Here is a 12508-nt window from a genome sequence, read left to right as displayed (position 1 = left end):
TAGTTCTTAAGCGCTATGCCTTGCAACTAAAGATGAATTCTTGACGTGATGGGCACAACTTTTAAGGGTTATGCTTATCTGTGCTGATTTTGGAATGGCGACCCCAACGGGATTCGAACCCGTGTTACCACCTTGAAAGAGTGGAGTCCTAACCTCTAGACGATGGGGTCCAGTCAGAAGGCGACCCCGTGTCTAACCCTGAAAGGCCTTAAAATCAAGCCGCTGGTGCGCTTTTTTGTGTTCGCAAGGTTAACCTGCGGGGCGGGCGGGTGCCACGTCTTCGATAAAAAGCTGAACGCTTTCGCGCCCCTGCCAGCGATCGACGCGGAGATGGCCGGCGAGATGCAGCGCAAGACCGCCCCGGTCAAGCAGCGCCTGGCCAAGGGGAGTGTCGGCGCTGCGAAAGGATATCCCCTTCACCCGACCGTTTCCCTGAGCGTCCGTGATTGTACAGCGCACATGGTCAGCGCCAACAATATCTGAAAAAACGATCCGCGCATCCGCAAAGGCAAAACGCGGCTCCGCATTTCCCGCACCAAAGGGACTTAAGCGTTCCAGCAGAGCGACAAATTCCGGCGTCGCCGCAGCAGGGGTCAGCACGCCATCGAAACCGAGCGAGGGCACGAAGCCGATGCGCGTAAGCGCCTCGCCGAGACGCGCGTCAAGAAAGGCGCGAAGTTCCGGCAACGCGTCCACCGAGGCGGTGAACCCAGCCGCCATCGCATGGCCACCACCCTTTTCGATCAGCCCGGCCTGACGGGCCGCCAGCACCGCGCTGCCCAGATCGACGCCCGGGACCGAACGGCCAGAGCCGCTGACGCGGCCGTCTTCGATGGCGGCGACGAAAGCTGGGCGGCCATAGCGTTCTTTCAGCCGGCTGGCGACGATGCCGACAACGCCCGGATGCCAATCCGCACCGGCGGCAAACGCGATATGACCGATTTCTCCTGCTGTCTCGATCTGCGCGATGGCCTGTTCCTGGACGTCCGCCTCAATCTGCCGACGTTCCATATTCAGCACGTCCAGATGGGCGGCCAGTTCCCTCGCCTCGACGACATCTTCCGTCGCCAGCAGCCGGGCGCCGAGGGAGGCTTCTCCAACCCGGCCGCCGGCATTCACACGTGGGCCAAGGGCAAAACCGAGGTGATAGGCGGTTGGACGCATTTCCACCTTCGCCACATCGGCCAGGGCGGCGATGCCGGGATTGCCGCGCTTTGCCGCAAATTGCAGCCCCTGAACGACAAAAGCGCGATTGACCCCGGTTAAAGACGCCACATCGCACACCGTTCCCAGGGCGACAAGATCCAGCCATTGCAGCAGGTCCGGCTCGTTGCGCGTGGCATAGAACCCCGCCTTGCGAAGGCACCGGTTAACCGCGATGACCAGCAAATAGGTCACGCCCACAGCGGCAAGCTGGCGATGGGGGCTGGTTTCATCCAGACGGTTGGGATTGACAACCGCGAGTGCCGGCGGCAGGCGTGGCTCGCCGATGTGATGATCGACGACGATGACATCAAGGCCCGCCGCCGACGCCGCTTCGAGGGCCGAAAACGCCGTTGCACCGCAATCAACGGTGACAACAAGACTGGCACCTTCGTTGCGAAGCTTCTGCAACGCTGCCGCTGTCGGCCCATAGCCCTCCTTCCGCCGGTCCGGGATATAGACCCGAAGGGACGCCCCCAGGCTGCGGAAGAACCGTTCAAGAAGAGCCGAGGACGTGGCCCCATCGACATCGTAATCGCCAAAGACGGCGACGGCCTCACCATTGCGGATGGCGTCCGCAAGACGGGCGGCGGCAACATCCATGTCTTTTAAATGCGAAGGGTTGGGCAGCAATTTCCGCAAGGTCGGTTCCAGAAAGGCGTCGGCCTCTTCGAGAGAAACGCCACGCGCGGTAAGAACCCGGCCAAGAATTTCCGGCAATTCCAGGCGCTGCGCCAACGCCATGCCGATCCGTGCGTCGCTGGCGCGCGCGCGCCAGCGCTTTCCCGAAAGGGAACTCGCCACATCGAGGAAGTTTTCGCCCGAAGGGGGCTCTACCATCGCGCCAAGCTTAGTGGTCCATCGGCTGGAAACCGGATTTACGATTGAAATTGTGCCGTGCCTCAATCAAACGCACTGTCCCCGTTTTCGAGCGCATGACGATTGAGTGGGTCTGTGCGCCACCGGCAAACCGGCGCACCCCTTTGAGCATCGTCCCGTCCGTCACCCCGGTTGCTGCAAACATGACGTCGCCATGGGCCAGTTCCTCCAGGGTATATTTACGGTCGAAATCCGTGATGCCGAATTTGCTAGCGCGGCCGCTCTCATCGGCGTTGCGAAACAGCAGTCGCCCCTGCATTTGCCCGCCAATGCAGCGAAGTGCTGCAGCGGCCAGCACGCCTTCCGGCGCGCCCCCCGTTCCCATATAGATGTCAACGCCGCTGTCGGTCGTTGTCGTCGCAATCACCCCACTGACATCGCCATCGGAAATCAGCATGATGCGTGCGCCAGCATCGCGAATATTTACAATCAACTCGCGATGCCGGGGCCGGTCGAGCACGCAAACGACAAGATCGGAAACCGCCACGCCCTTTGCTTTGGCAAGGGCCTTTAAATTTTCCTTCGGACTGGCATCCAAATCGACGACGCCTTCCGGCAAGCCCCGACCAACGGCGATCTTGTCCATGTACACGTCCGGCGCGTTCAGAAAGCCGCCATCCTCGGCCATGGCAATCACGGCAAGTGCATTTTGGCCACCCTTCGCGGTAATCGTCGTACCTTCCAGAGGGTCAAGCGCCACGTCAATCTTGGGCCCGTTCCCCAAGCCGACTTCCTCGCCGATGTAGAGCATCGGCGCTTCGTCGCGCTCACCCTCGCCAATCACCACGGTGCCTGTGATCGCCATGCTGTTCAGCGCATTGCGCATTGCATCAACCGCCGCCTGATCCGCCGCCTTTTCATCCCCCCGCCCCATCAACAACGAGGCGGATAAGGCCGCCGCTTCCGTCACACGAACCACCTCAAGCGCAAGATTGCGATCCATCGTTCCTTTGTTTTTCATTCGTGCCTCTATCCGTTCGTTTATTCGGGTGCGTCACTTAATGTAATTATTCGAATCATTCGGGGAGGTTCGACAACCGTATCCAGGCAGGCGATTTTTTCCAACGCTTGGCGCATTGCCGCCTCGCGCGTCCCGTGGGTCGTCAACACAACCGGCACCGGCTCTCCAGGTGCCCTCTGGCGTTGCAGCATCGATTCCATCGACACGTTCTCGTCACGCAAAATCGCCGTCACATCGGCAATCACACCGGGACGGTCGACAAGCATCAGGCGCACGTAATAGGGGCCCTTGTGGCGGGTCATCGGCGCGGATGGAATCTTCGCAAGCTTTTCAACCGGAACGGAAAAGGTCGGAAGACGTGTCCCGCGTGCAATGTCGGAAAGGTCGGCGACAATCGCCGACGCCGTCGGCCCGGCACCCGCACCGCGGCCTTCGAACATGGCGCTTTCAATAAAATCCCCATCGGCAACGATGGCGTTGTCGACGCCCTCGACATAGGCGATGGACGCCGAAAGCGGCACCATGCACGGGTGCACATGCTGTTCAAGCCCGTCGTCCGTCAGCCGCGCCATGCCCAGAAGCTTGATCCGATAGCCAAGCTCTTCGGCATAGCCGATATCCAGCGCCGAGATGTGGCGAATGCCTTCCGTATAAACGCCCTCGAAATCCAGCTCGCAGCCAAAGGCTACGGCGGCCAGGATGGAAAGCTTGTGCGCGGCATCCACCCCATCGACATCGAAGGAAGGGTCCGCTTCCGCATAGCCAAATGCCTGCGCTTCCTTTAGCACGTCGTCGAACTCCCGGCCCGAACGCCGCATTTCCGTCAGGATGAAATTGCAGGTTCCATTCAGGATGCCATAGACGCCATGCAGACGGTTGCCCACAAGCCCCTCGCGCAGCGCTTTGATGATGGGAATGCCGCCCGCAACGGCAGCCTCATAGGCCAGCACGACGCCTTTCGCCTCTGCCAGGCGGGCAAGAGACAGGCCGTGATGAGCCAACAGCGCCTTGTTCGCAGTGACGACATGGCGACCATGGGCAATGGCCGTCTCGCAGATCTGCTTCGCAATGCCGTCGGCACCACCGATCAGTTCAACGACGACGTCTGCTTTGGCCTCGGCAGCCATCTGGACCGGGTCATCGAACCACGACACGTTCTTCAGATTGAGCCCCCGATCACGGCTGCGATCACGCGCGGAAACGGCAACGATGGCAAATGGGCGACCGCAGCGCTCGGCAAGCAGGTCCCCATGGACCTGCAACGCGCGAAACGTACCGGCGCCAACCGTGCCAAGCCCGGCAATCGCCACTTTCAACGGGGTGCTCAAGATGCTGCCGCCCTTCCTTCAAGTCGCTCAAGTATTTTATCAGAAGATGATAGGAACGTCTTGATATTCCTTAAAGCTTGTCGGGAACGATGTTCATTTTCAACAAGCCCAAAACGCACATGCCCTTCGCCATATTCGCCGAAACCAAGGCCCGGAGAAACGGCCACATTCGCTTCCTGAAGCAGCAGTTTTGAGAATGCGAGCGAGCCCAAATCGGCATAAACATCCGGCAACGGTGCCCAGACGAACATCGTGGCCGGCGGCAATGGCACGTTCCAGCCCATGTTCGCCATGCCCTCCACCAACACGTTGCGGCGCTTGCGGTAGGTGGCGCGGATTTCCGCGACGCAGTCCTGGGGACCATTCAACGCCGCCACGGCCGCCACCTGGATCGGCGTAAAGGCCCCATAGTCGATATAGGACTTAATACGCGTAAGCGCCGCAATCAGCCGCCGGTTGCCGGTGGCAAAGCCAATGCGCCAGCCAGGCATGTTGTACGTCTTGCTGAGCGAGGTAAATTCGACCGCAATTTCCTTGGCACCGGGTATCTGCAATATCGAAGGCGGCGGCCCCGACTCGAAATAGATCTCCGCATAAGCCAGGTCCGACAGAATGTAAATCTGGTGACGTCGGCAAAACTCGACAACTTCGCCATAGAAATCAAGATCGACCACCTGGGTGGTCGGATTCGCCGGAAAATTAAGCACAAGGGCCGTCGGCGGCGGAACGCTACGCCGGAAGGACCGCTCGATCCCTTTTATAAACGCGCCGATATCCGGCCCCAGGGGAATGTGCCGGATCGCCGCCCCGGCAATGATGAAGCCATATGGATGGATCGGATAGCTTGGATTTGGCACAAGCACGCTGTCGCCTGGCGATGTGATCGCCTGGGCAAGATTCGCAAGCCCTTCCTTCGAACCAAGGGTGACGATCGTTTCCGTTTCCGGATCAACGGAAACGCCGAAGCGCCGCCCGTAATAACTCGCAATTGCCCGGCGCAGCCCTGGAATTCCGCGCGAATTCGAATAACGGTGAGTCTTTGGGTCTTGAACGGCTTCAATCAGCTTCGCCACAATGTGGGGCGGGGTCGGACGATCGGGATTGCCCATGCCAAAATCAATAATGTCCTCGCCAGCGGCGCGCGCGCGCGCCTTCATCGCGTTCACTTCGGCGAACACATAGGGCGGAAGCCGCCGAATTCGATGAAATTCCTGCTCGTTTTCCATTCAATACTTACCGCGTCCGATCCCGGACTTTTAGGCAGGCAAAACGGCTGCCACGCGACCCAAGCCTAATAATCGATATAAATTTCCGCCCGCCGGTTGCCTGCCTCACCCGAGGGCATCACCTCGAAGTAAATCGGTTCGCTGTCCGATTGGGCACCAACGAAAAGTTGCTTCGGCGCAATGCCAAGTCTCATCAGCCCCTTGGCAACCGCATTTGCGCGATCAACGGAAATGTTAAAATTCGCCAGCTTGTGCACCATTGGATCAAGATCCCGTGTGCGACTGCTTGCATGGCCGATGACGCGTATCGATGTCCCCTTTTGCCGGAACATCCCAACAACGTCCCTCAGAATCTGCCGACCCTTCTTATCAAGCGATGTTGCCCCAACGCTGAAATAGACCGTCGCCACGCGAATCGACATGCCAAGGGCACTCGGATCGAACTCGGCCAGGGCATGTGGCGCGTCGCTAGCCGCCATGCTCTCTGTAATCAAGCGCTTCTGGACCGGCAACGTCCTGTCTGTCGCAGGGGGCGTTGCACTGCTTTCCAGAGTCAACGCCGACGGCACCATAGGCGACTGAAAATTTGCCGGCAACGCACTGGCCCCAGATTGCGCAAAATTCTGATGCATCGTCTGATTTAGCTGCGGCGCGCCCGGTGGAAAATAGGACAAAGACGGCACAATATCAGATGCCGGAATGCGAAGCGCCGCAGCGACAGGTGGCGGGGACGCAATCGGCAGGCGACGCGAAAACACAGCTGGCGGCGCGGCATTGCGTGCAACAGGCTGAGATGTGGCAAGCCTGGAGACCTCCGAAAGCACCGGCGGCGGCGGCGGCGTCATCACGCGCATCGCCGGTGCCTGTGAATCAAGCCGCTGCGGCGTGGCCCCGGGAATGGCGCGCGGCTCTGAAAGTTCACCAGCCAAATCCACGGGCGAACGCGGTGCCGCCAATGGCGGGGGCGCGTCTACGACTCTTCGCGGCGCCGGAGCCTGCATTGAAATCGTCCGGCCTGATTCGGACTGAAAACGGATCGTCTCGTCGGAATATTTGGCGTGGGCGCGGTCCGCGACCAGACCTTCCGTGATTTCAGTAGCGTCTTCCGGATCGTAAGCCGGGGGCCTCTCTGGCACCTCGCTCAAATTCGGGAAGGCCTCGTCTCCGGCGCGGCGCGCCTCGCGCTCAAGGGCCGGGTCCAGCACGCCGGGCGCCTGGCCTGCGTAAGCCGGGTCATCGTCACTGAACCAGCCGCTAGCCCCCTTGTACCATTCGACCGGATTGACCGCGTCCGGGACCTGGCTACAGCCGGCAAAGGCAAAAAGAGCTGCCAGCAACGCAAAGCGCGAGAAAAAAGCACAGGCCGCATGCATGGAGCGGCACTTGTAATCTGGTAAATATTTCTCCATGAATGGAGGTGTCCCCCTTGGCGAATAGACGTCCGTCTTGCAGTCACGTTCTACAACATTTTTGGGGAAATGGGCCTCTTGGCCCAACGCCCGGTAAATCATAAGGGAATCAGCAATGAACGATCAACCGAACTCCACCACGGAAACCAAGGATTTTGATAAATTTTCAAAGAATCTGACCAAGATTGCCGAAAAGAGCCAGAAGATTGTCCAGAATTTCCTTACCCAGCAAATGGCGGAAGACAAAAAGGGGTCCTCCCTGCCCCCTGCCCTCGGTGCCGCCTTCCTGGAAATGACGCAACAGATGATGACCAATCCGGAAAAGGCATTTGCGGCCCAAATGAAGCTCTGGCAAGATCACCTGGCGCTTTGGCAGCACACCGCCAACCATGCCATGGGGACAAAATCGCCCCCGGTCATCCAGCCGCAGGCAGGCGATCGCCGTTTCAAAGACCCCGAATGGGACGACAATCCGCTTTTTTCCTACATCAAGCAGTCCTATCTGCTGATGGCGGGCTGGATGCAGTCCCACACAGAAAACCTCGAAAATATGGACGAGGGCACGGTACGGATGGTCGATTTCTATACGCGCCAGTTCGTCGACGCGATCGCGCCAAGCAATTTTGCACTCACGAATCCGGAAGTTCTGCGCGCAACCGCTGAAAGCGGCGGCGAAAACCTTGTGAACGGCCTGCAAAACCTGCTGAACGACCTTGAAAGAGGTGAAGGCCAGCTTCGCATCACGCAAACGGACCCGGAAGCTTTCAAACTTGGTGAAACCATTGCCACCACGAAAGGCGAGGTCATCTATCAGAACGACCTGATGCAATTGCTGCAATTCACGCCGACGACCGAGAACGTGTACAAGCGCCCTCTTTTGATGATTCCGCCCTGGATCAACAAATATTACATCCTGGACCTGAGCGAGAAGAATTCTTTCGTCCGTTGGGCCCTCGACCAGGGGCATACCGTCTTTATCATTTCCTGGGTGAACCCGGATGCAACCCTGGCCAAAAAAACCTTCGAAGATTACATGCATGAAGGCCCGCTGGCGGCACTCGACGCGATCCAAAAAGCGACGGGCGAAGACGCGATCAATGTTCTTGGCTATTGCATCGGTGGCACCCTGCTGGCCACAACCCTCGCCTATTTGGCTGTAAAAAAGGACACACGCGTCCACAGCGCCACCTTTCTCACGGCGATGGTTGATTTCGAAGATGCGGGTGAACTTTCCGTCTTTATCGACGAGGCACAACTTGCCGACCTCGAACAGAAAATGGAAAAACGCGGCTATCTGGAAGGGCACGAAATGGCCGCAATCTTCAACAGGCTGCGCGCCAACGATCTCATCTGGTCTTTCGTCGTCAACAATTACCTCTTGGGCAAGGACCCTTTCCCTTTCGACCTTCTTTTCTGGAATTCTGATTCGACGCGCATGCCGGCAGCAATGCACAGTTTTTATCTTCGCCGCATGTATCTGGAAAACAAGCTTATCGAACCGGGCGGCCTCACCTTCGATGGCGTCCCGATCGACCTTCGCAAGATCGAGGTTCCAACCTACATTCTTGCCTGCCGGGAAGACCACATCGCGCCCTGGAAATCGACGTACGCCGCGACGCAGCTTTATCGTGGCCCCGTCCGTTTTGTCCTTTCCGCTTCCGGCCATGTCGCCGGAGTCGTCAACCCGCCAAAAAAGAAGAAGTACAATTTCTGGACGGCGGATAAGAACCCGAATTCGCCAGACGCGTGGCTGGAAAATGCCGCCGCAACGGACGGTTCCTGGTGGACGGACTGGGGAAAATGGCTGGCGAAGAAGGGTGGCAAGAAAGTGCCGGCGCGGAAAGTTGGCTCGGGCGCATTAAAAGCCATCGAACCGGCCCCCGGCAGTTATGCGAAGGTGCGCGAAATCTGATTGATTATTTCTTGAGCGCCGTTAGATATTCCGCTGCAAGTTTAGCGTAATGGGCGTTCGTATCAGGAAAGGAGCAGATCTCCTCCGGGGTTAACCGGCGGAGACAGCGCGCTGGACTGCCTGCCCATAATTCGCCCCGCTTCACGCGCTTTCCCATCGTCACGAGGGCGCCGGCTGCCACCATTGCGTCGGTTTCAACAATGACGCCATCCAGCAGCTTTGCCCCCATGCCAACAAAACTACCGTCTTCCAGCGTACAGGCGTGCAGGATGGCCATATGCCCAACGGTAACGCCGGAACCGATATAGGTTCCAAGGCCGTTGCGCGTCACATGGATGACGCTGTTGTCCTGAATATTCGTGTTATCACCAATGCGGATTTCGTTGACATCGCCGCGAACCACTGTGCCGAACCAGATGCTGGAACGTGAACCGATCTCGACATTGCCAATGACCGATGCCGTCGGCGCAATGAACACATCACCGGCAATTTTCGGCAGGCGATCGCGATAGGACAACACAAATCCGGTCACTGCAAAAACATCCTTGCAAAAACATCCTGATGTCAGGCGATTATGGGAAAAGGGGCGCCTGCTCAAGACCGGTGCTTTCCAAAACCCCGAAAAGCAGATTAAAATTCTGCACCGCCTGACCGGAAGCCCCCTTGACCAGATTGTCCAGGGTCGAAACAAGGATCGCCCGACCCGGTTGACGGTCCGGAAAAATACCGATCCGACAGACATTCGATCCCCGCACATGCTGGGTTGCCGGCAAAACGCCGTCCGGAACGACTTGAACAAAGGCCTCTTTTTCGTAACGTGCCGCCAATGCCGCCCGAAGGCCACCCGCGTCCGCATTTTTTGCAAGCCGCACATAGATCGTCGAAAGGATGCCCCGGTTCATCGGCACCAGATGCGGCGTGAAGGAAACGATCACGCCCACGCCCACAGCTCGGCTGAGACCTTGTTCGATCTCCGGGGCGTGCCGATGCCGCCCGACGCCATAGGCGTGGATGCCTTCCGCCACTTCGGCGTAAAGGCCTTCCTCTTTGGGGGAACGACCGGCCCCGGTCACGCCGGATTTCGAATCGATAACAATGTCCTCGGCCAAAATCAGGCCCGCCTCCAAAAGCGGTACCAGCGGCAATAAAGCAGATGTCGGATAACAGCCCGGACAGGCGATAAGCCGCGCCTTGGCAATCGCCTCGCGGGCAAGCTCCGGCAGCCCGTAGACGGCCTCCTTCTGCAACGCCGTCGCCTGGTGCGACTTGCCATACCATTCTGCGTAAGCAGCCGTATCGGCGAGCCGGAAATCGGCGGAAAGGTCGATAATTTTCAGATGCTCTGGCAAGGCCGCCACGGTGGCTTGAGTCGCGCCATGGGGAAGACAGCAGAAAACAACGTTAATATCGGAGAAGTCCACTTCTTCGATCCGAACAAGTTGGGGAAGCCCCAGACCCCGCAGATGCGGGAAAACGGACTCAATCGCCTGTCCCGCCCGCCGATCGGCTGTCAGAGCGGCAATCGCCACCCTGGGATGGCGGACAAGTATGCGCAGCAACTCGGCACCGGTGTAACCACTGGCGCCAAGGATGGCGATGCGTATCGCTTTTGCGTGTTTGCTCATGGCATGCCTCCGCTTGCCACAGTCTATAACAAAAGGGACGCCCCCGTGAGGCGTCCCCTTGAAAAAAGAAGGTTCCTCTGGAATTAGCGCTTCGAGAACTGGAAGCTGCGACGTGCCTTGCGTCGGCCGTATTTCTTGCGTTCGACCGTGCGGCTATCGCGGGTCAGGTAACCGCCCTTCTTCAACACCGGGCGAAGCGCCGGGTCGTAGAAGGTCAGCGCCCGGCTGATGCCATGGCGGACGGCACCGGCCTGACCGGAAAGGCCCCCGCCCTTTACCGTGCAGTTGATGTCATAATTATCCACCCGGTTTGAAGCAACGAAGGGCTGATGAACAATCATCCGCAGCACCGGACGGGCAAAATATTTTTCCAGTTCTCTTCCGTTCACCAGAATTTTTCCAGACCCCGGCTTCAACCAGACCCGGGCAACCGCGTCCTTCCGCTTGCCCGTCGCATAGGCCCTGCCCTGCGCGTCCAGTTTCTGCACGTAAACGGGCGCGGTGGAAACCGGCATGTCCGATGCGTCCGATGCACCCGCCACATCCGGTAGCGTCACGTCACCGGCGGTAAGCTCGGCCAAATCCTCAAGGGTTTTTTTTTCCTCTGACATTACGCGTTACGCCCTTTTGTTCTTGATGTTCATGGCACCTACGTCAAGCGTCTCTGGCTTCTGCGCCTCATGTGGGTGCGTATCACCCGCATAAACGTACAGCTTCTTCATCTGCGCCCGCCCAAGCGGCCCTTTCGGGATCATTCGCTCGACAGCTTTCATAAGGACGCGTTCTGGACGCTTGCCTGCAAGGCGTTCGGCAAAAGTACGGCTCTTGATGCCACCGGGATACCCGGTATGCCAGTAGAAGCGTTCGCCATCGCGCTTGCGCCCGGTAAGCTTCACCTTTTCGGCATTGATCACGACGACATTGTCGCCGCAATCGACATGCGGTGTGAAGATTGGCTTGTGCTTGCCGCGAAGTCGATTGGCAAGCACACTGGCAAGACGACCGAGAACGACGCCTTCGGCATCGACCACGACCCATTTCCTGTTTACGTCACTTGCCTTTGCCGAATAGGTTTTCATGATTTTCCTTAATCCCAACCCGTACCCAGAGCGTTCCGGCTTCAAGAATGTTCTGGAGCCTTCCGCCTCATGCGTGGGCGCGGATTATGCCATCAAAATCTTCGCTGTCAACGAAATTTCATTACATATGAGAGGGATAGCTATGCGGTATTATCATGCCGCACCCTTGGAGGGGCAACTTGCACCACCCGATGCTTTGAGCTATCCATCCCGTGAAGGGGGATTTTGATCTGCGACGCGTGAACTTCCTTAAATTTGGCGGCACCCTTGCCCTGGCCAGCATGGCTTGGTTTGTCGTTCTGGGCACCGCCCATGCGACGCTTGGATCGACGTTTGCAAAAGCCAATGACGCAGACGGGCTGGCCCTTGCGCTCCAGGAAATCTGTTCCGCCACCGGCTTTCGCAAAGATGCTGGCGAAACGCCAACCTCACCAGCCAGGGATGGCCTGCCGCCCTGTACGCTTTGTTGCTCCCTTGGGCATCTGCCACTTGACCTTGCACCCGACATCGAAACACCCATCCTTCCGATGGCCACGGCCTTGCCGAGCGCATCTGTCGACAAACGGGCCGCGGATAGCCTTCGCACCGGCCTGCCCCCAAGCCGCGCCCCACCCTCCTTCCTTTTCTGATCTTCAAAACACCCGAAATTTAATCCGGCCCCGCCGATAAACCGTCGCGGCTGGTACAGGAGTTTTTGCAATGAAAAGGACTGCTCTAATTTGGGCGGGAAGCCTCGCGATTGGGCTGGCCGCCGCCACAACGGATGCCCTAGCGGATAATACACCCACTTTTAAAGCCATGCTTGGGCAAGACCGCAACCTTACCACAGGCAAACGTCCGGACGGCCACGCCCCCATTTCACTCATGGGAGAACACCGCCATGACG

At 58.5% G+C, this 12508-nt stretch carries 12 protein-coding genes and 1 tRNA gene; 3 read left to right on the top strand and 10 right to left on the bottom strand.

Annotation, left to right across the window (positions count from 1 at the left end):
* Positions 1 to 95: 95 nt before the first annotated feature.
* The 6 genes from COA65_08405 to COA65_08380 form a co-directional block, all read right to left on the bottom strand.
* Positions 96 to 170 (bottom strand) — tRNA-Glu (locus COA65_08405).
* Positions 171 to 249: 79 nt separating this feature from the next.
* Positions 250 to 2043 carry a single-stranded-DNA-specific exonuclease RecJ gene (recJ, locus tag COA65_08400; protein ID PCJ58061.1) on the bottom strand — a complete coding sequence of 598 codons (1794 nt, stop codon included), beginning with the start codon at positions 2041 to 2043 and terminating at the stop codon, positions 250 to 252.
* 10 nt (positions 2044 to 2053) lie between these two features.
* Positions 2054 to 3025 (bottom strand): fructose-bisphosphatase class II, encoded by a 972-nt coding sequence (gene glpX, locus COA65_08395; protein PCJ58093.1) that lies wholly within the window; start codon positions 3023 to 3025, stop codon positions 2054 to 2056.
* 38 nt (positions 3026 to 3063) lie between these two features.
* A complete protein-coding gene (locus COA65_08390; GenBank protein ID PCJ58060.1) occupies positions 3064 to 4371 on the bottom strand; it encodes a homoserine dehydrogenase in 1308 nt (435 codons plus the stop codon).
* Complete coding sequence (locus tag COA65_08385; protein PCJ58059.1) at positions 4368 to 5597, bottom strand: aminotransferase; 1230 nt, start codon at positions 5595 to 5597, stop codon at positions 4368 to 4370. The genes COA65_08390 and COA65_08385 overlap by 4 nt, the downstream gene beginning before the upstream one ends.
* A gap of 65 nt (positions 5598 to 5662) precedes the next feature.
* Complete coding sequence (locus tag COA65_08380) at positions 5663 to 7108, bottom strand: hypothetical protein (protein ID PCJ58058.1); 1446 nt, start codon at positions 7106 to 7108, stop codon at positions 5663 to 5665.
* Between the two features lie 13 nt (positions 7109 to 7121).
* Here COA65_08380 and COA65_08375 point away from each other — a divergent pair, with 13 nt between their 5' ends.
* Positions 7122 to 8918: a class I poly(R)-hydroxyalkanoic acid synthase gene (locus COA65_08375; GenBank protein PCJ58057.1), complete on the top strand. Its 1797-nt coding sequence runs from the start codon at positions 7122 to 7124 to the stop codon at positions 8916 to 8918.
* A gap of 4 nt (positions 8919 to 8922) precedes the next feature.
* Here COA65_08375 and COA65_08370 read toward each other — a convergent pair whose 3' ends face one another.
* The 4 genes from COA65_08370 to COA65_08355 all read right to left on the bottom strand — a co-directional run bounded on the left by COA65_08370 (position 8923) and on the right by COA65_08355 (position 11622).
* Entirely contained in the window at positions 8923 to 9450 is a 528-nt protein-coding gene (locus tag COA65_08370) for a gamma carbonic anhydrase family protein (GenBank protein PCJ58056.1), read from the bottom strand.
* A gap of 40 nt (positions 9451 to 9490) precedes the next feature.
* Positions 9491 to 10543, bottom strand: coding sequence for an N-acetyl-gamma-glutamyl-phosphate reductase (locus tag COA65_08365; protein PCJ58055.1), 1053 nt, complete (start codon positions 10541 to 10543; stop codon positions 9491 to 9493).
* 83 nt (positions 10544 to 10626) lie between these two features.
* Complete coding sequence (locus COA65_08360; protein ID PCJ58092.1) at positions 10627 to 11058, bottom strand: 30S ribosomal protein S9; 432 nt, start codon at positions 11056 to 11058, stop codon at positions 10627 to 10629.
* A 102-nt stretch (positions 11059 to 11160) separates the two neighbouring features.
* Complete coding sequence (locus tag COA65_08355; GenBank protein ID PCJ58054.1) at positions 11161 to 11622, bottom strand: 50S ribosomal protein L13; 462 nt, start codon at positions 11620 to 11622, stop codon at positions 11161 to 11163.
* Positions 11623 to 11834: 212 nt separating this feature from the next.
* On the opposite strand from COA65_08355, the gene COA65_08350 reads away from it, so the two are divergent.
* The gene (locus tag COA65_08350; GenBank protein ID PCJ58053.1) at positions 11835 to 12251 is read left to right on the top strand and encodes a hypothetical protein; all 417 of its coding nucleotides are present in this window, start codon (positions 11835 to 11837) and stop codon (positions 12249 to 12251) included.
* Between the two features lie 70 nt (positions 12252 to 12321).
* Positions 12322 to 12508: hypothetical protein (locus COA65_08345; GenBank protein PCJ58052.1), on the top strand; the 187-nt coding region annotated here is incomplete at its 3' end.

It is taken from the genome of Rhodospirillaceae bacterium, from assembly GCA_002746255.1.
Classification (GTDB): domain Bacteria; phylum Pseudomonadota; class Alphaproteobacteria.
This window is presented reverse-complemented; position numbering and strand designations above follow the sequence as displayed.

Excerpts from the sequence above, each read along its gene's own strand:
- recJ (PCJ58061.1), bottom strand. The coding sequence starts at position 2,043 with ATGGTAGAGCCCCCTTCGGGCGAAAACTTCCTCGATGTGGCGAGTTCC.
- glpX (PCJ58093.1), bottom strand. The coding sequence starts at position 3,025 with ATGGATCGCAATCTTGCGCTTGAGGTGGTTCGTGTGACGGAAGCGGCG.
- COA65_08385 (PCJ58059.1), bottom strand. The coding sequence starts at position 5,597 with ATGGAAAACGAGCAGGAATTTCATCGAATTCGGCGGCTTCCGCCCTAT.
- COA65_08380 (PCJ58058.1), bottom strand. The coding sequence starts at position 7,108 with ATGATTTACCGGGCGTTGGGCCAAGAGGCCCATTTCCCCAAAAATGTT.
- COA65_08375 (PCJ58057.1), top strand. The coding sequence starts at position 7,122 with ATGAACGATCAACCGAACTCCACCACGGAAACCAAGGATTTTGATAAA.
- COA65_08365 (PCJ58055.1), bottom strand. The coding sequence starts at position 10,543 with ATGAGCAAACACGCAAAAGCGATACGCATCGCCATCCTTGGCGCCAGT.
- COA65_08360 (PCJ58092.1), bottom strand. The coding sequence starts at position 11,058 with ATGCCGGTTTCCACCGCGCCCGTTTACGTGCAGAAACTGGACGCGCAG.
- COA65_08355 (PCJ58054.1), bottom strand. The coding sequence starts at position 11,622 with ATGAAAACCTATTCGGCAAAGGCAAGTGACGTAAACAGGAAATGGGTC.